General features: G+C 61.7%; 21 protein-coding genes. 4 read left to right on the top strand and 17 right to left on the bottom strand.

What is annotated here, in order from left to right:
* Window positions 1-6: 6 nt before the first annotated feature.
* The 11 genes from Q1B40_RS00105 to Q1B40_RS00055 all read right to left on the bottom strand — a co-directional run bounded on the left by Q1B40_RS00105 (window position 7) and on the right by Q1B40_RS00055 (window position 9,445).
* Window positions 7-816 carry a glutathione S-transferase family protein gene (locus Q1B40_RS00105; protein WP_299808160.1) on the bottom strand — a complete coding sequence of 270 codons (810 nt, stop codon included), beginning with the start codon at window positions 814-816 and terminating at the stop codon, window positions 7-9.
* 10 nt (window positions 817-826) lie between these two features.
* On the bottom strand, window positions 827-1,762 hold the full coding sequence (locus tag Q1B40_RS00100) for a 3-keto-5-aminohexanoate cleavage protein (RefSeq protein ID WP_299808157.1): 936 nt from the start codon (window positions 1,760-1,762) through the stop codon (window positions 827-829).
* Between the two features lie 14 nt (window positions 1,763-1,776).
* Complete coding sequence (locus Q1B40_RS00095) at window positions 1,777-2,796, bottom strand: branched-chain amino acid ABC transporter permease (protein WP_299808155.1); 1,020 nt, start codon at window positions 2,794-2,796, stop codon at window positions 1,777-1,779.
* On the bottom strand, window positions 2,796-3,659 hold the full coding sequence (locus Q1B40_RS00090) for a branched-chain amino acid ABC transporter permease (protein WP_299808153.1): 864 nt from the start codon (window positions 3,657-3,659) through the stop codon (window positions 2,796-2,798). Before Q1B40_RS00090 ends, Q1B40_RS00095 begins: the two co-directional genes overlap by 1 nt.
* 1 nt (window position 3,660) lies before the next feature.
* Entirely contained in the window at window positions 3,661-4,365 is a 705-nt protein-coding gene (locus Q1B40_RS00085; protein ID WP_299808150.1) for an ABC transporter ATP-binding protein, read from the bottom strand.
* A complete protein-coding gene (locus tag Q1B40_RS00080) occupies window positions 4,358-5,086 on the bottom strand; it encodes an ABC transporter ATP-binding protein (RefSeq protein WP_299808147.1) in 729 nt (242 codons plus the stop codon). Before Q1B40_RS00080 ends, Q1B40_RS00085 begins: the two co-directional genes overlap by 8 nt.
* 63 nt (window positions 5,087-5,149) lie before the next feature.
* Window positions 5,150-6,436, bottom strand: a complete 1,287-nt coding sequence (locus Q1B40_RS00075) for an ABC transporter substrate-binding protein (protein ID WP_299808144.1) — start codon at window positions 6,434-6,436, stop codon at window positions 5,150-5,152.
* 36 nt (window positions 6,437-6,472) lie between these two features.
* Window positions 6,473-7,402, bottom strand: a complete 930-nt coding sequence (locus tag Q1B40_RS00070; protein WP_299808141.1) for a 3-hydroxyacyl-CoA dehydrogenase family protein — start codon at window positions 7,400-7,402, stop codon at window positions 6,473-6,475.
* Complete coding sequence (locus Q1B40_RS00065) at window positions 7,402-8,202, bottom strand: SDR family oxidoreductase (protein ID WP_299808138.1); 801 nt, start codon at window positions 8,200-8,202, stop codon at window positions 7,402-7,404. Before Q1B40_RS00065 ends, Q1B40_RS00070 begins: the two co-directional genes overlap by 1 nt.
* Window positions 8,202-8,549 (bottom strand): cupin domain-containing protein, encoded by a 348-nt coding sequence (locus Q1B40_RS00060; protein WP_299808135.1) that lies wholly within the window; start codon window positions 8,547-8,549, stop codon window positions 8,202-8,204. The genes Q1B40_RS00065 and Q1B40_RS00060 overlap by 1 nt, the downstream gene beginning before the upstream one ends.
* 59 nt (window positions 8,550-8,608) lie before the next feature.
* Window positions 8,609-9,445 carry a cyclase family protein gene (locus tag Q1B40_RS00055; protein WP_299808132.1) on the bottom strand — a complete coding sequence of 279 codons (837 nt, stop codon included), beginning with the start codon at window positions 9,443-9,445 and terminating at the stop codon, window positions 8,609-8,611.
* A gap of 208 nt (window positions 9,446-9,653) precedes the next feature.
* Between Q1B40_RS00055 and Q1B40_RS00050 the strand changes: the two genes are divergently transcribed.
* A complete protein-coding gene (locus Q1B40_RS00050) occupies window positions 9,654-10,451 on the top strand; it encodes an IclR family transcriptional regulator (RefSeq protein WP_299808129.1) in 798 nt (265 codons plus the stop codon).
* A 349-nt stretch (window positions 10,452-10,800) separates the two neighbouring features.
* Window positions 10,801-11,469 (top strand): GntR family transcriptional regulator, encoded by a 669-nt coding sequence (locus Q1B40_RS00045; RefSeq protein WP_299808126.1) that lies wholly within the window; start codon window positions 10,801-10,803, stop codon window positions 11,467-11,469.
* Window positions 11,470-11,595: 126 nt separating this feature from the next.
* On the opposite strand, the gene Q1B40_RS00040 is transcribed toward Q1B40_RS00045, so the two are convergent.
* From Q1B40_RS00040 to Q1B40_RS00015, 6 genes are all read right to left on the bottom strand, one after another.
* Complete coding sequence (locus Q1B40_RS00040; protein WP_299808122.1) at window positions 11,596-12,462, bottom strand: dioxygenase; 867 nt, start codon at window positions 12,460-12,462, stop codon at window positions 11,596-11,598.
* 10 nt (window positions 12,463-12,472) lie between these two features.
* Window positions 12,473-13,777: a TRAP transporter large permease gene (locus Q1B40_RS00035; RefSeq protein ID WP_299808119.1), complete on the bottom strand. Its 1,305-nt coding sequence runs from the start codon at window positions 13,775-13,777 to the stop codon at window positions 12,473-12,475.
* Window positions 13,774-14,313 (bottom strand): TRAP transporter small permease, encoded by a 540-nt coding sequence (locus Q1B40_RS00030; RefSeq protein WP_299808116.1) that lies wholly within the window; start codon window positions 14,311-14,313, stop codon window positions 13,774-13,776. Before Q1B40_RS00030 ends, Q1B40_RS00035 begins: the two co-directional genes overlap by 4 nt.
* A gap of 17 nt (window positions 14,314-14,330) precedes the next feature.
* Window positions 14,331-15,413 (bottom strand): C4-dicarboxylate TRAP transporter substrate-binding protein, encoded by a 1,083-nt coding sequence (locus Q1B40_RS00025; protein WP_299808113.1) that lies wholly within the window; start codon window positions 15,411-15,413, stop codon window positions 14,331-14,333.
* Window positions 15,414-15,510: 97 nt separating this feature from the next.
* The gene (locus Q1B40_RS00020) at window positions 15,511-16,152 is read right to left on the bottom strand and encodes a malonic semialdehyde reductase (protein WP_299812461.1); all 642 of its coding nucleotides are present in this window, start codon (window positions 16,150-16,152) and stop codon (window positions 15,511-15,513) included.
* Window positions 16,153-16,157: 5 nt separating this feature from the next.
* Complete coding sequence (locus Q1B40_RS00015; RefSeq protein ID WP_299808110.1) at window positions 16,158-17,039, bottom strand: fumarylacetoacetate hydrolase family protein; 882 nt, start codon at window positions 17,037-17,039, stop codon at window positions 16,158-16,160.
* Window positions 17,040-17,119: 80 nt separating this feature from the next.
* On the opposite strand from Q1B40_RS00015, the gene Q1B40_RS00010 reads away from it, so the two are divergent.
* Window positions 17,120-17,506 (top strand): YciI family protein, encoded by a 387-nt coding sequence (locus tag Q1B40_RS00010; RefSeq protein WP_299808107.1) that lies wholly within the window; start codon window positions 17,120-17,122, stop codon window positions 17,504-17,506.
* 58 nt (window positions 17,507-17,564) lie between these two features.
* Window positions 17,565-19,073: a malonyl-CoA synthase gene (locus tag Q1B40_RS00005; RefSeq protein WP_299808104.1), complete on the top strand. Its 1,509-nt coding sequence runs from the start codon at window positions 17,565-17,567 to the stop codon at window positions 19,071-19,073.
* The last annotated feature ends 247 nt before the right edge of the window (window positions 19,074-19,320 follow it).

Raw genomic sequence — 19,320 nt, 5'->3', positions numbered from 1 at the left:
AAATTCTCATTGCGTTTCGTCGGCAAGCTTTTTCCAGCGCTGCGCCAGTTCGGGCCAGTGCGCGCGTCCCCCGGATCGCATTGTCTCGGCGGTTCCAGGCGGCAGGTGACCGGCGATGCCGGTGGCATAAGCCGGAAGGGCCTTCCAGGTGTCGAGCCAGGGACCGACGCGGGCAAACTCCTCCTCCCAGAAACCACTGAACCCCAGCCTCTCCAGACGGTCGACATAGGCGACAAGCGCAACATCGGCGATGCCGACCCGGTTGCCGTCGAGCCAGGGGCCTTCTTCAAGCTCGTCCTGCATGTCGATGAACAGACGCCGCAGATGCACCAGGGCCTGGCCGACATAGGGGGACGCGATGCCGTTCAGGATCAGGTCCTTGCGCTTCAGCCCCATGATCGGGTCCGGGAACTTGGCGGCTAGGGCGTCGATCTCCTCCCGAGTCTTTTCGGCAAGGATCTTCTTGCGCATCGCCGTGGAGAAACTGAGCGTGTTGATCGCCGCATGAATGGACAGGCAGCGCAGCAGCCAGTGCTCCGCGCGCACCCTTCCCGCCGGATCGGCGGGCATCAGTTGCGAACTGAAATGCTCCCGGTCGAGGTAAGCGAGGATGAGGCTCGATTCGACGACGACGAGATCGCCGTCGACCAGCGTCGGCACCACCGCGTCCGGGTTCAGTTTCAGGTAGTCGGGTTCGAACTGGTCGCCTGCCTGAAGGTTCAGCATGCGGCTCTCGTAACGAAGCTCCATGAGCGCAAGGCCCACCCGGACCTTCTGGGAACAGACGCTGGTCGGTGCGTGGTAAAGCGTGAGCATGGTCGGCCTTTCAGAAATTTACCTTGTCGCCACCCTTGAGGCCGAGCATTTCGCGCGCCTCGTCGGGTGTTGCCACTTCGCTGCCGAGTTCCTCGACGATCCGGTGAATCTTGGCGACCTGCTGGGCGTTGGAGTCGGCAAGCGTGCCGCGGCTGATAAGCAGACTGTCTTCCAGACCGACACGAACATGCCCGCCCATCTGGCTTGCCGTGGTGGCCATGGGGATCTGGGAGATCCCCGCAGCCAGGACCGACCAGCGATAGTCGTCGCCGAACAGCTTGTCGGCGGTCTTCTTCATGAAGACCAGATTGTCGATATCCGCGCCGATGCCGCCGAGAATGCCCATGACGAACTGGATGAAGATCGGCGCCTTGAAGAGCCCGGAATCCATGCAGAATTTCAGGTTGTAGAGGTGGCCGACATCGTAGCATTCGTGCTCGAACTTGATGTCATGCGGGGCCAGGGTCTCGGCGGCCTCGCGAATGTCCCGGAAGGTGTTGCGGAAGATATTGCCATCGGAGTTGGCGACATAGTCGCGCTCCCAGTCGAACTTCCAGCTGTCGTACCGGCCAGCAAGCGGATGGAACGAGAAATTCATGCTGCCCATGTTCATCGAGCACATTTCCGCGCTGAAGGTGGCCGCAGGCCTGATCCGGTCCTGTATGGACAGCGTGAGCGATCCGCCGGTCGAAATGTTGACGACCGCATCGGTCGCCTGCTTGATGCGCGGCAGGAACGGCGCGAAATCGGCAGGGTCGACGGAGGGGGCTCCGGTCTCGTTGTTGCGCGCATGCAGGTGCAGGATGGATGCACCCGCTTCCGCGGCATCAATGGCCTGCCTGGCGATGTCGTCGTAGGTGTAGGGCAGGGCATCGGACATGGTCGGGGTATGGATTGCCCCGGTGACCGCGCAGGTGATGATGGTCTTGTTGCGTTTGCGAGCCAATGCCGCCTCCCTTTTCAAGTCTTGTTTTTCACCACTCGCCGCGACAGCGGGAACAGTTCCAGGCCGGTGCGTTCCTTGAGCATTCCCCAGAGCCCTTTCGGGGCCTTGAGCATGACCACGATCGCCACGGCACCGAGGATCAGCAGGTAGGTGGAACCGAGATCGGCCAGGGTTTCACGAAGCAGAAAGAACACGATCACGCCGAGGATCGGCCCCTCCAGCGTACCGATGCCGCCGATCACGACGATGAAGATCACAAAGGCCGTCCAGTCGTTGACGTTGAAGGCGGCATCCGGCGAGATCCGCAGCTTTTGCAGGAAAATCAGCGCCCCGGTCATCGCCGTAAGGCCGGCCGTGATGAGATAGACGGCAAACTTGTGCCACCAGATATCGATGCCGAAGCTCTGCGAGGCCAGTTCGCTGTCGCGGATGGCAGTCAGGGCCAGTCCTTTGCGCGAGCGCAAGAGCGCATAGATCACCACCAGCACCAGAACGGCCATGCCCAGCGCCATCCAGTATGTGGTTGCCTCGCGCATCGACCGGCTGGAGGCGATCGATCTCACCAGGGCGACCGGCAAACTGGTTCCCGATCCGCCGCCAAGCGCGGATATCTGGGCGAAAGACAGGCGGAAGACCTCGGCAATCACCCATGTGCCTATCGCGAAATAGGCGCCGCGCAGACGGAAGATCAGCAGGGCGACAGGAACAGCCACCAGCGCGCCCAGAATTCCGGCCAGCGGAATGGCCGCAAGCGGTGAGACGCCGGCAAACATCGCCAGGGCAAACAGCATGTAGCCGCCGAAGCCGACAAACGCCTGCTGGCCGACCGAGACCAGTCCCGCATAACCGGCGAGCAGGTTCCACAGGCACGCCAGGGACAGATAGAGAAACACCTCGCTGAGAAGCCGCATGTCGGCACGTCCGGCCCACAGCGGCGCCGCGGCCAGAACCACCAGCACCAGCAGCCCGAGAACAGCTGCGATCAGGCTGGCCTTCGAGGATCGTGAAATCGAATATGTGTGTTCGGTTGTCATCAGTCGATCCTGGGAAACAGGCCACGCGGGCGGACAGCGAGCACGAAGAGGAAAGCAAGGTGACCGGCGAGTAGCTGCCACCCGGGATTGATCTGGGCGCCGATGTTCTGGCTGACACCCAGAATGATGCCGCCCACCAGCGTGCCCCAGAGATTGCCGAGCCCGCCGATGATCACCGCCTCGAAGCCGAAGATCAGGCGGCCGGGGCCGATGGACGGGTCGAAACTTGTGCGGATGCCAAGAAAGACGCCGGCGATGCCGACCACCGCCAGGGACAAGGCCATGGCCATTCCGAAGACATGGGCCTTGTTCAGCCCCATGAGCTGGGCGATGTCCTGGTTGTCGGACACCGCACGGAAGGCACGGCCGAGGGAGGAGCGATAGAAGATCCATTGCAGACCGGCGATGACGGCCACCGCCACGACGAACATCAGGATCGGCAGGACGCCGACATTGAGATCGCCGGGCAATGACAGGCTCGCGGTTTCTAGGGAACCGGCGCTCATTTTCTGCGGATCGGCGCTGTAGATTTCCAGAAGGCCGTTCTGGATGATCACCGACAGCCCGAAGGTCACCATGAGCGGTGGCAGAATGTCTTCCCCCAGGGTGCGGTTGAGGATGCCGCGTTGAAGCACGTAGCCAATAGCCGCCATCACCGGGACGACCAGCGCCAGCGCCACCAGGGGCGACAGGCCAAGCGTGGTGGTGATCGTAAGCCCGAGAAACGCGGCAAGCACGATGAAGTCGCCATGCGCGATGTTGACGAGCCGCATCACGCCGAAAATCAGCGACAGGCCGGCCGCGAACAGCGCGTATAACCCGCCGAGCAGAATTCCCTGAACAATGGCGTTGACCCAATCCATCTCAAACTCCGAAATAGGCGGCGCTGATGGCGTCGCGGGTCAGATCCTGCGGCCGTCCCTCGAGCGAAACCCGGCCTTCCTGCAGGCAATAGACCCGGCTCGACACACTCACCGCCTTGGCGATGTCCTGTTCCACGATGATCGCGCTCATGCCCTCGCCGATGATGGTCGGCAGAGCTTCGTAGATGGACTTGATGATGATGGGAGCCAGGCCGAGACTGATCTCGTCGAACAACAGGATGTCCGGATTGGACATGAGCGCCCGTCCGATCGAGACCATTTGCTGCTGACCACCGGAAAGCGAGGTCGCCTGGATGTTCCGGCGCTCCTTGAGGACCGGAAACAGCTCATAGACCTTTCCGAGAGACCAGGCGCCCTTGCGCCCCACCTGTCCGCCGATGATCAGGTTTTCCTCTACGGACAGGGACTGAAACAGCTGGCGGCCTTCCGGCACCATCGCGATCCCCAGACGGGCGATCTGATCCGCCCTCAGGGCGCCGATGGCCTGACCTTTCCAGGTCACCATCTGCGGCTTGTTGACGAGAAGCCCCGTGATCGATCGCATCAGGGTGGACTTGCCGGCCCCGTTGGCGCCGATGATGGCGATGACCTCTTCGGGATAGACGTCGATCGACACCCCGAAGAGTGCCTGAAAGTCACCGTAATGGGCTTCGAGGGACCGGGTGGAGAGGACTGCATCAGCCATCGGCAATCACTCCCATGTAGATTTCCTGGACCGCCTGGCTGGCCATGGTTTCCTTCGGATCGCCATCGGCGATCTTCTTGCCGAAATCGATGACGATCAGCCGGTCGACGACAGACAGCAGCGCATGGACGATGTGTTCTATCCAGATGAGCGACAATCCGGTCCCGCGGATGGTGTTGATGGTCGAGACCAGGTCGTGACATTCCTTTTCCGTCAGCCCCCCGGCGATTTCATCGAGCAGAAGCACCTGGGGCCGCGCACAAAGGGCCCGGGCCAGCTCCAGCCGCTTGCGCCCCAGGAGGGTCAGGCTGCCGGCCGGTTCATTGGCCTTGTCGATGAGGCCGGTCAGCTCGAGCACCTCAAGGCAATGGGCGTTGGCGGAGGCGAGCGTATTCCGGGTTCCGTGGGTGCCGGCCACCAGGGTGTTTTCAAACACCGTCATTGCCGAAAACGGCTGCGGGATCTGAAATGACCTGGCAATGCCGGCACGGCAGCGCCGGGCGACACTCTGGCGGGTAACATCGCGCTCTTTCAGCAGGATCTGCCCCCGGTCGGCGGGAATGGTGCCGGTGATCAGGTTGAACATGGACGTCTTGCCCGCACCGTTCGGCCCGATCACGCCCAGAGCCTCGCCATGGCCGAGTTGAAAGCTCAGCTCATCGGCTACGGTGATCGCGCCATAGGTCTTGGAAACGCCCTTGAGTTCCAGAACTGCAGTCATTCAAATCCGCGCCTTGATATGTGACCTGGAGACGCACGGCGGCACGCCGTGCGTCTTGTCCTGTTAGCCGAGGAGCTTCAACGTGCCCGTCGTGGGGATTTCCGGAGCGCTGTGATTGGATGTGATCACCAGCTCCATGCCGTTGGCACCCTTCTGCCACTGGCCGGCGACCAGAGGTGTCTTGGAGACATTCTTGACCGGACCGAAGTTCCAGTTGACGTGGCCGACGACCGTCGGCAGATCCGTGGCCGCGACCGCTTCCAGGATCGCGTTCGGATCATCGAGGTCGGCACTGCGGCGGATCACGTCGGTGGTCACCTCGAACAGCGCGTGCTTGAAGCCGATCGGCTGGGTCCACGGACGTCCGGAGGCGGCTGTGTAACCGTCGGCCAGCTGCCTTGCCGTCATGCCGGTCAGGGACGAGGAGAACGGATGATCCGGCGTCCACCAGATTTCCGAGGTCAAGCCGTCGCCGCGGTCTCCCAGGGATTCAATGAACGAGGGGAACAGCAACGCCTTGCCGAGCGTGGCGACCTTGGGAGCAAAGCCCTGTTGCGCCGCCTGCGACCAGAACGTGGCGAAGTCCGGCGAGATCATGTTGCCCGTGACGATCTCGCAACCGGCGGCCTTGAAGGCCGAAATCTGCGACGAGAAATCGTCGGTGAGCGGCTGATACCGGCCCGGATCCGTCAGTTCGAAGCCGCTGCCGATCAGAGCCGGCGGGAAGCCGTGGATCTCGTCACCCCAGGCATTGCCGTCGGCATCATTGGGAAACAGACCGCCAACCTTGCGCTCGACGCCGCTTTCCTCCCACATGCCGAGGAACGCCTTGATGACATCCTCAAGCCCCCAGAAGAAGTGGTAGGTGAAGTCGAAACCGGTCGCCGGGTCGCCGTTGCGGCCGAAGAAATAGGGCTGCCATGGACAGTCGGTAGTAATGCAGGGAACTTCGTTAAGTTCCGCCTGGTCCGACACCGGATTGGTCGTGTCCGGGGTCGAGGCGGCGACGATGATGTCCACCTCGTCACCGAGGATCAGCTCCGACGCCACTTCCGCCGCGCGGTTGGGATTCGACTGGCTGTCCTTGGAGATGATCTCGACCTGATAGGTCCTGCCGTTGTTTGCAATTCCACCGGCCAGCGCCTTCCTGACACCTTCAATGACGTAGTCATCGGCCTCGGCGAAACCGGCCAGCGGACCTGTTCGCGGGCTCACGTGACCGATCTTGATGATCGGGTCGGCCGCATAGGCGCGGGTGCGGGTCAAGATGGCGGGTGCCGCCAATCCGACCGAAGCCCCGGCCAGGAATTTACGGCGATTGATACCTTCTGTCTTCCAAAATTGCGTCATGGTCTTCCTCCCAGATGCGCTTGGTACGGCAGGCTTTCAGTCGGGCAGAATCGTCTCCAGCCTCCGCAGATGAGTGGCTACACGCTGGCGGACTTCCTCCATCGCCTCCGGCGTCCAGCTCATGAACCCCTCGCCGCTTTTCATGCCGAGTTTCCCGGCCTTGACCAGGTCGCGCAGATAAGGCGAGGGGGATGGCCGGTTATCCAGGTCGGCCAGAACATTTTCATGGATATCGAGTGTCAGATCGGTGCCGACGAGATCGGCATTGGCCAGCGGCCCGAGTACCGAAAGACGGCGTCCGAAACTGGCATTGACCACCTGATCGACGGCTTCCGCGGTGCAGACCCCGCTCTCGACCAGATAGATGGCTTCCCGCCACATGGCGTGCTGCAGGCGGTTGCCGATGAACCCGGCAACGTCCTTTTCGACACGGACCGGCGTTTTCCCGACGGACGACAGCAAGCCGACCGTCTCTTCGATCGCGGTTTCCGCTGTCCACTCGGTGCGGATGACTTCCACCAGGGGAATCATGTGCGGCGGGTTCCACCAGTGCGTTCCCAGTGCCCTGGTCTTGTCTTCCAGATCCGACACAATGGTCGTGATCGGAATGACGGACGTGTTGGACGCAAGGATCGCGCCTGACGGAGCGAACCGTTCGACTTCCCGGAAGAGGGCGCGTTTCAGGTCGGGCTTTTCCGGTGCGGCCTCGAACACGAAATCCGCGTCCGCGACACAGGTGGCGACCTCCGGATCCGGCGCAAGGCGCGCCAGGGTCTCGTCGATCTCCCGCGTGTCGGCGCCCATCGCGCCGAGACTTGACGACACCCGTCCCTGCAGGGAGTCCAGTCCGGCTGAGGACGGATCGTAGACCCGCACGCCATGCCCTGCCCGGGCAAAGGTCAGGGCGATGCCGTGCCCCATCAGGCCGGCCCCCAGAACAGCGATGTTGCGTGACCCTGCCATCATCAGCCCGCCGTGTATCCGCCGTCGGCATAAAGGATATGCCCGGTGTAGAAATCGGAGGCACGCGAGGCGAGGAACAGCAGGGGACCGATCAGGTCCTCCGGCTCGCCGAGACGCCCCTTCGGCACGCGGGCGAGAAATCCGTCCCGGAAGCCCTTGGCCTTTTCGTTGTCCTCGAACATCCAGGCCGTCAGCGGCGAACGGAACACGGTCGGCGCGATGGCGTTGACCGTGATGTTATCTTCGCCGAGCTCGCAGCCGAGCGCCTTGGTGATGCCGTCGACAGCCGCCTTGGAAGCACAATAGGCCGTATACCCTGCCGGGTGTCCCAGCAGTCCGCGCGCAGATGACACCAGCACGATCTTGCCGCCGTCCGACTGCGTCTTCATCTGCCGTGCGGCGGCCCGCGCCAGCAGCCAGGACTGGGTGACGTTGGCATTCATGACGTTTTCGAAATCGGCCGGGGTCAGAGCGTCGATCTTGGCGACCTTGTTCATGCCGGACGCCACGACCAGCACGTCCAGCGAGCCGAAGCGCTCGACCGCGAGGCCGACCAGCTGATCGCACGCCGCTTCGTCGGACGGGCGTATGCTCAGCGACACGACTTGCGCGCCGAGGGCCTCGCAATCCGCCACGACCGACTTCAGAGCCGACTCGTTGCCTGCTGCGAGCACCAGCTTGCAGCCGGCCCCGGCAAGCGCCCTGGCGGCAACCGCGCCGAGTGCGCCGGAAGCGCCCGTGATCAGGGCCACCTTGCCCGACACGTCGAAGAGACTGAGAGGATTGGTCCAGCTGTCCGTCATCAGATTGCCTCCGGCGGGTAGGGTACGACGACCAGCATCTTGCAGACGTGGTTCGACTTGTTCTCGATCCGTCGCACCACTCCGGGCGGAATGGTGCAACTGTCCATGGCACGCAGGACTTCGCAGCCACCGTCCCACTCGATGGTCATTTCGCCATCGAGCACGACATAAACTTTTTCAAAGGGTGTGGAATCCGGCCCGGCGCCTCCGCCGGGCAGGAACTGGGAGAAGCCGACCCACTGGTTGGTCGGTCCTCCCTCTTCAAAACCCTGCAAGCGGAGCCCGTAGACACCCCAGTGATTGGGGGCCTCATAGGCCTGCGCGTCTTCGAAACGCTTGATATGCATTGCGTTCCCCTCCCGTGGATCGCAAGTTCATTTAAAACCGCCGTTCAGGCGGCAGCGGCTCAGAAGTTTTCGCCGGCCTCGATCCGGTATTTCTGTCCCTTGTCGATCATGGCGACGAGACGGATGATGCAGCCGTCGCCGCGGTCCCAGTTCCAGGGGAAGAATGCAAAGGTGCAGCGCTTGCCGGAGACCGCATCGAGATCGCCGCCAACATTCTCGATTCCGAGAATTCCGTTGGAAAACAGCTTGTTGTGCACCGGCTCCCACTCCGGGAATGCCTCGTCCCAGGCAATACCGCCGGACCATTCCTTGTATTCGTCGGCCAGGTGCGGCAGCAGCGGGCCGTTGCGGTGCGGACCGATGGCGGTTGCCAGCGGGTGATCGTTGGCCTGCGTATCGTGGCCGACAACCTTCACACCCTTCTCGACAATCCAGTCAGCAGCGGAAGGCACCAGGCCGGGGCAGTAGGGGAAATAGTCGCCGTCGTCGTAGACCTTGTGCCAGCCGGTGTTGATGATCAGGACGTCGTTCTTTCTGATCGCGTGACCGCAGGCCTTTTCCAGGTCGTCCGCAGTGATCTGCTCCCATTTCTTCTTGGGAATGGACACGACGAGACCCGAGCCGAAGAAATGCGGCAGCGGCACTTCGTCGATGAACGGCGTTCCCTGCACCACATGCGCAGGGGCGTCGATGTGGGTGGTCACATGCATTGTCGTGGTGATCGTCTGGCTCAACACGCCGGACTTGGCCATGTAGTGCATGCGCTCGATCTGAACGTCGCGGAAATACGGCCAGTTGGGGCACTGATACCCGAAGCGATGGCTGAGGTTATAGAACTCCAGTCCCATGTCGTTGTCGGTATTGGCCTGGAATTCGATGCCGCGGATTTCAACCATTTCGCAATACTCCTCCCTGCACCGCCGAAGCGGTGTTGCGATGCTGATGACAGTGTTCTCTAGTGACAGATATCAATGATACTGTTTCGCATGATGGTACATATGCACCGCATAGCAGTCAATAATTATTTGCTTCTCAGGCCATTTGTACCGTATGGTGGGCCAACCCCATCCCTGCGGACCCAAAAAAGAACCGGCCTGTCACATCATGAGCGAAGAAGAAACCACCCCCGGCACCGAGCCAGACCGAGGCCGTAACGGCATTCAGGTCATTGAACGGGCGGCCAAAATCCTGAGATCCCTGAAAGAGGACCAATCGGGCATGAGCCTCGGCCAGATCGCCGAAGCGGTCAGCCTGCCGCGGTCGACCGTGCAGCGCATCGTCGGCGCGCTGCAGAAGGAACGGCTGGTGATTTCCGGCGCCAATGGCGGCAAGCTCCGGCTGGGTCCGGAGCTGAGCGCACTGGCCGAAGCTGCCCGCTACAACATCGTCGAATGCTGCCGGCTGCACCTTACGGAACTTTCCCAGGCGACGGGAGAAACGGCGGATCTTTCCGTGCTGCGCGGACCGGCCATGATCTTTCTCGACCAGGTGCCCGGAACCCACCGGCTGCGCACCGTATCCTCGGTAGGAGAAGCCTTTCCGCTGACGACCACCGCCAACGGCCTCGCCTGCCTTGCCCTGCTTGACGACACCACGGCCCGGGAGCTGGCGCTGACGGAATGGAACCGCCAGGGTATCAAGCGCGACCTGTCCGCGTTCATGGAAACCCTGGCAGAGGTCAGAAAAACCGGCCTGGCCTACGATCTGGATGAACACACCCGCGGGATCTCGGCCATCGGGTTCGCCTTCCGGGACTGGTCCGGAGACATTCACTCGATCTCCGTTCCCGTGCCTTCGACCCGCTTCAAGGAGATCCGCCCCAAGGTGGAAGCAACCCTGCGCCTGACGGCAAAGCATGTCGAGCGCATGATGGAACAGGACCGTCAGGTCATTGCCCCGTAATGAGTATCGGAACGGCTCTGCCCGGCGGCGACTGCCGGGCACAGCAGCGACCGTGGAAAGGGCAGACGGGTTTTCCTTCCTTAAAATATCGATATTAATTATTGTAAGATAAAAATATCGTTGTTATGGTTTCGCCATAGGGAGGATCCATACAATGTCATTCAATCTGAAAACCATCGCGGCCGCCGCGGAAGACAACAAGCGAGGCATCCCTTCCTGCGACCGGTCCTGACTGTGGGCAACGCCGCTGCAGGACCCCGGATTGCGGGCTGCCGCTTGCGAACGCAGGACCCGGTGAATATGGTGTGCCGGGGCTCGCAGCCTCAGGATTTTTCAGGACAATTTCAAAATGGACACAGTCGCCCAGTCATCGATCATCTCGGCCACGCAAACGGCCTATTCCGCGCTTCGCCAGATGATCGTGACCGGGGAACTGCGCCCGGGTGAGAAACTCAAGATCGAGAATCTCAAGGAACGTCTTGAGACCGGCGCGTCGCCCATTCGCGAAGCGCTGAGCCTTCTGGTTTCGGACCAGCTTGTCGAACGGCTCGATCAGCGCGGCTTTCGCGCCGCTCCCGTCAGCCATCAGAATTTCAGCGAGATCCTGATGCTGCGCTGTGCGCTGGAGGACATGGCCCTCAGGCAGAGTATTGCCCACGCGGATGACGCCTGGGAGGAAACCATCGTCCTTGCCCATCATCGCATGGCCCGGGTCGATCCGGCCGACATTCCGGTCTTCGAGGACCTGCACAAGACCTTCCACATGGCCATGCTCGCGAACTGCGCTTCGCCGATCCTGCTGCGCTACTGCAGCCAGCTTTACGACCTGAACGTCCGCTACCGGTATCTTGCGGGCCGTTCGCAGAACTACGGCAGCCGTGACGTTCCCGGAGAACACCGCGAAATCCTGGAAGCCGCGGCGGCGCGCAACGCCGACCTGGCCTCCAGCCGGCTGCTCAGTCACTACCAGCAGACAGGAGAATTCCTGCGCCAGTTGTCCGAGGTCCCGGGGTCCTAGAGCGTTGTGAAGGTCTTGAAAACGAACCGGATTTCCTGCGTTCGTTTCCTGATGAAGACCCGTTCAACTCAAATCAGTTGATATGTATTCACGCGGCCACACTCCGGAAGACCGGCAGGGTGCGCGTTACGCCCCGACCAGGGTGAAGTCGAAATCGACCTTCGACCATGGTCCGTCGACCTTGCCCGAAAGCGCATAGCCATCCGGGAAGGTTCCGGCCGGCTGGGCCTCGTAGTGCATGACCAGATCCTCCCGCACGCCGAAGACCGTATCCTCGTCCAGATAGGGATCGTCATCGGGAAAGACCTCGGTCACGAGGGGGCGAAAGCCTTCGGCCTTGATGATGAAATGCAGATGCGACGGGCGCCAGGGATGCCGTCCGGCGGCATTCAGGATCTGGCCGACAGGCCCGTCGGTGGGAACCGTGTAGCTGACCGGCCGCACAGTGGTGAAGGCGTAATGGCCGGTTTCGTCCGCGGTCATCAAGCCATGGAAGGACATGATGTCCTGATCCGGGTCCTGGCTGGAATACAGCCCGTTCGGCGCGGTCTGCCAGATGTCCAGAGTGGCGCCCGGAACCGGCTTTCCGTCAAGGTCGCGCACATGACCCTCGACCAGAAGCACCTCGCCCTCGAAGTCGCCCTTCATGTCCTCGCCGATGGCAATGGGAGGCGGGTTGGAGACATGGAAAGGTCCGAGCACGCTCGAGCTTGTCGCACCGGGATGGGAGTTGATCATGTCGACCAGCGAGGACAGGCCGAGCACGTCCGACAACAGGACGAATTCGTTCCGTTCGGGCGTCGTGATCCGTCCGGCCCATTCCAGTGCCTCGAGACCGGCGCGCCATTCGTCGTGGGTCAGATCCACCTCACGGACAAATGCATGAAGATGCCGTGCAAAGGCGGCCATCACTTCGCGGAAGCGTGGATCGGTATCTTTTCCGAAATAGCCGGCGAAGACCTCAGTGATGTTTTCAGGCGTAACATTTCTCATCGGGCACCTACTACAGCAATACGAGAGTGAGAGAAGGAAAGGCGATCAGGATGATCAGGACGGCCAGCATGACGCCGGCGAAGGGCAAGGCCCCGAGAAAGACATCCTTCAGCGTGATCCGGTCATCGTTGAGCGTTGCCTTGATGACGAAACACGAAATTCCGAGCGGAGGCGTCAGAAGCCCGATCTCGGCACCGATCACCGTGATGATCCCGAACCAGACGAGGTCCATCCCCATCGGCTCGATCAGGGGCAGGAACAGCGGCACCACGATCAGGATGATCGACGAGGTGTCGAGGATGGTGCCCAGGAACAGCATCAGAGCCAGGTAGAGCGCCATGACCGTAATGAAGCCGAAATCGCCCGCGGTCAGAATGCGGTCCAGTTCGTGCGGCAGACCCGCAAGACCCAGCATTCTGCTGTAGATCGACGCGGCGGTGATCAGGAACAGGATGGCGGCGGTGATATGCCCGGTTTCGATCAGCGTCTCCCACAGGCCGCGCCAGGACATCGACCTGCGGACAACCGCGATGACAAGCCCGAGAAGCGCACCGGCCGCTCCCGCTTCCACCGGAGTCATCCAGCCGAGGTAAATACCGCCGATGACGGTCACGATCAGGATCACCATGGGCAGGGTCAGCCTGACGATCTCGATCCAGCCCAGCGGTTTGTAATCCTCGGCCGGCCGGCCTCCGACAAACCCGGGGGTGAAGCGGCCCATGAGGAAGATGGCGACAACATAGGCCACAGCGAGCATCAGGCCTGGAATGACACCTGCGATAAACATCTGGCCGACCGACTGTTCCGCGACGAAGGAATAGATGATCAGCATGGCCGATGGCGGAATGATCATGCCGAGCACCGACGACCCGGCCACCACTCCGACGGCAAAGCGCGGACTGTAGTCGTATTTCAGCATCTCCGGCACCGCGACACGGGCGAACACCGAAGCGGAAGCGATCGAACTGCCGGTCACGGCCGCGAAAGCGGCGTTTGCGCCCACCGTCGCCATGCCGATTCCGCCGCGAACGGATCTGAACGCGGAGCTCATCACGGTATAGATATCGGTTCCGAGCCCCGCCTTCGACACCACCAGCCCCATGAAGGTGAACAGCGGTACGGTGGCAAAGGTGTATTCCATCGCGCTTTCGCCGATGGCGATTTTCAGGAGATTCAGCGCGAGTGTGAAATTGTCCCGCATCAGCCAGATCGACACGAAGGAGACCGCTGTCAGGGCGATGGGAATATAGACGCCGAGATAGATCAGAACCACGATGGCTATGACCGATAGCGCGCCGATTTCGATGGGCGTCATGGGGCCTCTTTGTTTTTGGGCGCAAGCGTCTTGAGGGCGAAGATCACCGCACACAGGATCGAGCTGGCCAGCACCGTGAGCTTGATCGGCCACCAGGGGGCCGTGAAGACACCCGGAATTCCGAAATAGTCCTGGCTTTCCCACATTTCGAAAAAGAGCGGGAAGGACGCAACCGCGATCAGCGCCATGACGGCGAAGGACAGCAAATCTTCAAGCCGCCTGAGGATCCGGGCAACCCGGGGCCGGGTCTGTTCCATAAGGAGGAGAAAACCGTCGGAGCGGGTGAGCTTGCCGGCGCGGATGACGTCGGGCAGCTGCATAAAGACGATCAGAACCATGGCGAACTGCACCAGTTCTATGGTCCCGTGGAGCGGCTTGTTGGCAAGACTGCGCGCAAGCATGTCGTAGTTCACAACGAGAACCAGCAGGAAGACGACGAGCGTTCCCGCCGCATTCGCGCCGAGGGCGATCGTGTTTGCGGTCCGCGTCAGGGCGCGGTGCAGGGAAGGGAGCCACCCGGACTCCCTCCCCTTCATCTGTCCGGCCTGTCGGTTCAATTGCCGAGCCCCGCGGTCCAGTCCCGCATCGACACGCTGCCGGCCTGCTCGAGCTTTGCAAGATAGGCGCGCAGCATTTCGGAGCCCGGCTGTTCTTCCGCATCCAGGCCAGCGGCCCATTCGGCGGCGATGTCCGGCATGGAGGCAACCCATGCCCGGCGCTGGTCCTCACTCAACTCGGTGATCGTGCCGCCGGCCGCCGTATAGGCTTCATGACTTGCCGCTGCCCGTTCCATCGCCAGATCGGCAAGATGGTCCCGGTAGGCAACAGCGGCTTCCGAGATCGCTGTGCGAACCTCCTCGGGAAGCTTTTCCCAATAGTCCTTGTTGACGGTCATGGTCTTGGTGTTCACCGCACCGAGATCGACATCGAGCATGTAGGGCGCGACTTCGGAAATCTTGAACGTTGCGGCTGCCTCCGGCCACAGCATGGCGTGATCCACCAGGCCGGTCTGAAGCATGTTGTAGAAATCGGTGAGGCCGCCACGTACGCCGGCAGCGCCCTCGATGCCTTCCACATAACGCAGGTTCATGCCCGCACCGGCAATCTTGGCGCCTTCCAGATCGGCCAGCTTTTCAACCTTTTCGCGCGAATAGAGCTGATAGGTATCGAGCACGACGCCGGTGGTCAGGTAGACCTGGTTCTGCGCATCGAATTCGGCACGCATTGCCGGATATTCCTGCGCGATTTCGTCCACGGCCCGGGCGACCGCCCTGGCGTCGGCCGACACGAAGGGCGTGACCGCCGAAATCGCCTGGCTGGGCAATTTGGAGGAGTGGAAGATCGTGGTGACAATCCCGATGTCGCCGAGACCCAGCTGGACACCTTCAAGGACACCCTTCGGCTTGACGACCGTTCCGCCATAGCTTTCGTGCCAGTCGATCTTGTAGTTGCCGGTTTCGGCGAGGCGTTTGTCGACTTCCGGAATGAAGAAGTTCGTCAGTTCCTGCACCCACATCGCGCGGGCCGGATATCCGTCAATGACATTGGCGACAATGACTTCCTGCGCCGAAGCCTGTCCGGCCGAAAACAGGCCCACGACAATGCCAGCGGCGGCACATTTCAACAGCTGTTTCATGTTTTCCTCCCATTTGCTTGCGCAACGCGCATCACCGCCCGCGGACATATGTGCCCGCATCGCGGAGTTCTCCCGGGCGCCGCTCCCACGGCACCCATCACAGAACGGTACACACCTCCTCGAAGGCGAAGCGCGGCAGTTTCGGAAACAGCGCGCTTTCGTCGGCGTAGCCGATATTGCACAGAAAGTTCGATTTCCACCCGGTGTCCGCCAGGAACTCGGCATCCACGATCTCGTTCGAAAACCCGGACATGCCGCCCACGTCGAGCCCCAGGGCACGGGCGGCAATCATGAAATAGGCTCCCTGCAGTGTCGAATTGCGAAACGCCGTGGTCTCGCAATGCTCCGGCTTGCCTTCGAAAAAGGGGCGCCGATCCTCATGCGGAAAGAGAAACGGCAGATGGGTCCAGAATTGCGGGTCATAGGCGATGATCGCCGTGACCGGCGCCGACATCATCTTGTCGATGTTCTTGGCCTTGAGCGCCTTTGCCAGCCGCTTCTTTGCATCGGCCTCCCGCACGAAAACGAACCGGGCGGGGCAGGTGTTCATGCTTGTGGGGCCGGCGTTGGTGATCTCGTAGATCTTGCGCAGGAGCTCGTCCGGCACCGGACGGTCGGTCCAGGCGTAATGCGAGCGCGCCTCGCGCAGGATCAGGTCGATCGACAGGTCGTCCAGCGACGCTCTGGCCGTGCGCAGGGTACGCACCTCGGCCTGGGCAGTTGCACGCTTGTGGTCCATTCCGGTCATTGGGCCGCCTGCGCCTTCAGATCGGCTTCATCGACGATGGGGCTCCTGCAGATGCCGATACCCTCGATCTCCACCTCCACGGTCTCTCCCGGACGAAGCCAGCGCGGATCGGGCTTCCTGGCGTGGCCGACGCCCGGCGGCGTGCCGAGTGCAATGAGGTCGCCAGGTTCCAGCGTCGTGAATTCGGACATGATGACAATGGTCTGCGCCACCGACCAGATCATGTTGCTGGTGTTCGAACTTTGCAGCACTTCCGAGCCGACCCGGCTCTCGATCTTCAGGTTCCGGGCTCCTTCGGGAAGGTCCTCCGGCGTAACGACCACCGGACCGATGGCCCCGGTGCCGTCGAAGTTCTTGCCCGGCATCCACTGGTGGGTCTTGCGCTGGAAATCCCGCACCGACCCGTCGTTGAAAACGGTGTAGCCGAAGACATGGGAAAGGGCGTCTTCTTCCCGGATATGACGGCCACCCTTGCCGACGATCAGCATCAGTTCGGCTTCATAGTCCAGCTTTTCGGAGCAGGTCGGGCGGATCATGGGTTCGCCCGCGGCCATGATCGACTGACGCGTGCGCATGAACATCGCCGGATAATCGGGAATTTCGTAGCCGCCTTCGCGGATGTGTTCGATGTAGTTCAGGCCGAGACACAGGATCTTGCCGGGTGCGTCCAGCGGCAGCGCCGGAACCAGTTCCGGAACCGCCACACCGGCTCCCTCCCCGGCGAACGCTTCCGCCTTGCGCATAAGCTCTTGCGAAGCGACCAGCCCGGACAGGTCCGACCCGATGCCAGGAATGGCCTCCGTCAGGTTGAACGCACGGTCTCCCACGATCTTGAAAACGGAACTTGAACCGTTAGAAGCAGCGACCAGAAATTTCATATGCATCCCTTCCCAATTTTCTCTTCTTTTGCCGATAAAATTATCGTATGTCAAATAATATCGATATTTTGGAGGGCGAAATGATGGACTGGGACACATACAGGCGAGAAGCGAAAACCCGTGGCGCCCTGGCACTCGAGCTCTATGTCGTTCTGTCCCTGCCGGTGGAAGGCGGCACGTCCCCGGAAACGGTCCTTGCGGACCACCTCGAATACCAGCGCAGACTTGAAGGCGAAGGCCGGCTCGTTCAGGCCGGGCCGCTTTCGGACGAGTCGGGACAACTGCTGTCCGGCGCCGGTCTTATCGTTTACCGGGCCAACTCGCTGGAAGAGGCACGCGAACTTGCCGAGGCCGATCCGATGCACAGTTCAGGCGCCCGGAGCTATTCCCTGCGCCGGTGGCTGTGGAACGAGGGGCGGCTGACCCTGGATGTCGGCCTGTCGACGCAATCGGTCACAGTGAGCTGACGTCATGCTTGCGCAGCCCCCGTCAGACCGGCCCGGACGACACTCAAAGGAAATTCGGATGGCAAACCATCTTTTCGACCCGCTCTTTGGCCGGCACGCCACCAGCAATGCCGACTTTCTGACCGCAGGCGGCGCGTCGCTCAGCTATAGCGCCTTTCTCGGCCTGTCTGCGCAGATGGCGAACCTCTTTACAACGCTGGGTGCGAAGAAAGGCGACCGGGTTGCCTTGCAGGTGTCCAAAAGCCCGGAAGCGCTGGCGGTCTATGCCGCGTGCCTGCGGTGCGGCCTTGCCCTCCTGCCCCTCAACACCGGCTACACCATCGCCGAAGTGGACTATTTCCTGAGCGACGCCGAACCGTTCCTCGTCATCTGCGATCCGGCAAAGGCCGCCGATGTCGCGATGATCGTGCCGGACGGGAGCCGCCTCCTGACCCTGGATGCAAACGGCAAGGGCAGTCTCACCGACGATGCGGCCGAACAAGAGGACACCCAGGCACCGGTAACCTGCGGACCCGACGACCTGGCCGCCATCCTCTACACCTCCGGCACGACCGGACGATCCAAGGGCGCGATGCTCAGTCACGACAATCTCCTGTCGAATGCCCGCGCGCTTGCCGGCCTGTGGCGGTTCTCGGAAGACGACGTCCTGTTGCACGCGCTGCCGATCTTCCACACGCACGGTCTTTTCGTTGCCGTCAATGTCACCGCCATTTCCGGCGCGAAGATGCTTTTCCACGCCGGCTTCAAACTGGAGCGCATTCTGGAGGATCTGCCCCGCGCAACGGTTCTGATGGGGGTTCCGACCTTCTACACCCGGCTGCTGGACGCCCCCTGTTTCACACGCCAGTTGGTGGCGCACATGCGGCTCTTCGTGTCGGGCAGTGCGCCGCTTCAGGCCGAAACCCACGAGCGGTTCGAAAGCCAGACCGGCCACCGCATTCTCGAACGTTACGGCATGACCGAAACAAACATGAACACCTCCAACCCCTACGACGGCGAAAGGCGTGCGGGGACCATCGGCTTTCCGCTACCCGGCGTCGATCTGCGCATCACCGATCCCGAAACGGCAAGGCGACTGCCAGACGGTGAAATCGGCATGATCGAGGTGCGCGGTCCCAACGTGTTCAAGGGATACTGGCGCATGCCGGAAAAGACCGCGCAAGAGATGCGGGACGACGGGTTCTTCATCACCGGCGACCTTGGCCGCATCGACGACGACGGCTACCTGTCGATCGTCGGCCGGCAGAAGGACCTCATCATTTCCGGCGGCTACAACATCTATCCGAAAGAAATCGAGGGGCTGATCGACGCCCTGCCGGGAGTCGGTGAATCCGCGGTGGTCGGAGTACCCGACGCCGATTTCGGAGAGGCCGTGATCGCGGCCGTGGTTCCCGCCCCGGGAGCGCAGCCCGACCCGGCGAAGCTTCTTGAGCAACTCCGGCCGATGCTCGCCCGCTTCAAGCACCCCCGCAACATCCACCTCGTGGAGGAATTGCCCCGCAATACCATGGGGAAAGTGCAGAAAAACATCCTGCGCGCTCAATTCTCGAACGCCCCGGCGGCCTGAGCCGCCTTATCCGCAAACTTGGGAGGAGACCGGCGGCGGGGCGAAGCTGCGGTTCGAGAACGGCTACCTGTGGGACGCCTCCGGAAAACTAGAGAACTTGCAGGCGTCTTCCCTGTCGAACCGGCATTAGGTTTTGTTTTGTACGTCAAACGCAAAAGCCCCCTTGGACGGATCCGAGGGGGCTTTTTGATTTGGTTGCGGGAGCAGGATTTGAACCTGCGACCTTCAGGTTATGAGCCTGACGAGC

This window comes from uncultured Roseibium sp., assembly GCF_947496995.1.
GTDB lineage: Bacteria > Pseudomonadota > Alphaproteobacteria > Rhizobiales > Stappiaceae > Roseibium.
This window is presented reverse-complemented; position numbering and strand designations above follow the sequence as displayed.